General features: G+C 39.4%; 2 protein-coding genes. Both read left to right on the top strand.

Annotation, left to right across the window (positions count from 1 at the left end):
• The first annotated feature begins 31 nt into the window (after nucleotides 1-31).
• A complete protein-coding gene (locus A5N85_RS14150; protein WP_282956003.1) occupies nucleotides 32-226 on the top strand; it encodes an IS630 transposase-related protein in 195 nt (64 codons plus the stop codon).
• On the top strand, nucleotides 226-520 hold a 295-nt coding region (locus A5N85_RS14145; RefSeq protein ID WP_211268266.1), incomplete at its 3' end, for a transposase. The genes A5N85_RS14150 and A5N85_RS14145, both read left to right, overlap by 1 nt.

Below are 520 nucleotides of genomic sequence, written 5' to 3'. Positions count from 1 at the left end.
CTAAAGGCTTTACTGAGCGTAAGCCTCAAAGATTGATGATGAAGCCTTGCTTAAGGATATTGAGCAGTATCCCGATGATTACCAATGGGAAAGCGCTAGACGTTTTAATTGCTCGCAATCAGCGATTTGTTATGCTCTAAAGCGACTAAAGATAACGCATAAAAAAAGATTAACCAACATCCAAAAGCCGACACAGAGAAAAGAGAACACTTTCAAGAACAAATAGTGGATAAGACCGCTCAAGACAAACCGATAGTCTATCTTGATGAATGTGGTTTTAAAGCCTTTGCTCATAGACCTTATGGCTACAGCACAAAAGGAGAAGTTTGTCATGGAAGTGATAACTGGCATTTAAAGAACCAGAGCAATGCGATTGGAGCCATTATCAATGGAGAATTGTTTGCCTTACGCTTATATGATGGTTCTATTAACAGCGATATTTTCTCTCATTGGGTGAGAGAAGCACTGTTACCTGAGTTACCTAAAAACAGTGTAATTGTCATGGACAATGCCGCTTTTC

Origin of the sequence: Suttonella ornithocola, from assembly GCF_001889065.1 — a bacterium.
In the GTDB taxonomy this organism is placed as follows: Bacteria; Pseudomonadota; Gammaproteobacteria; order Cardiobacteriales; family Cardiobacteriaceae; genus Suttonella_A; species Suttonella_A ornithocola.
Note: the sequence above shows the minus strand (reverse complement) of the source record. Positions and strands in the feature narration are given on the sequence as shown.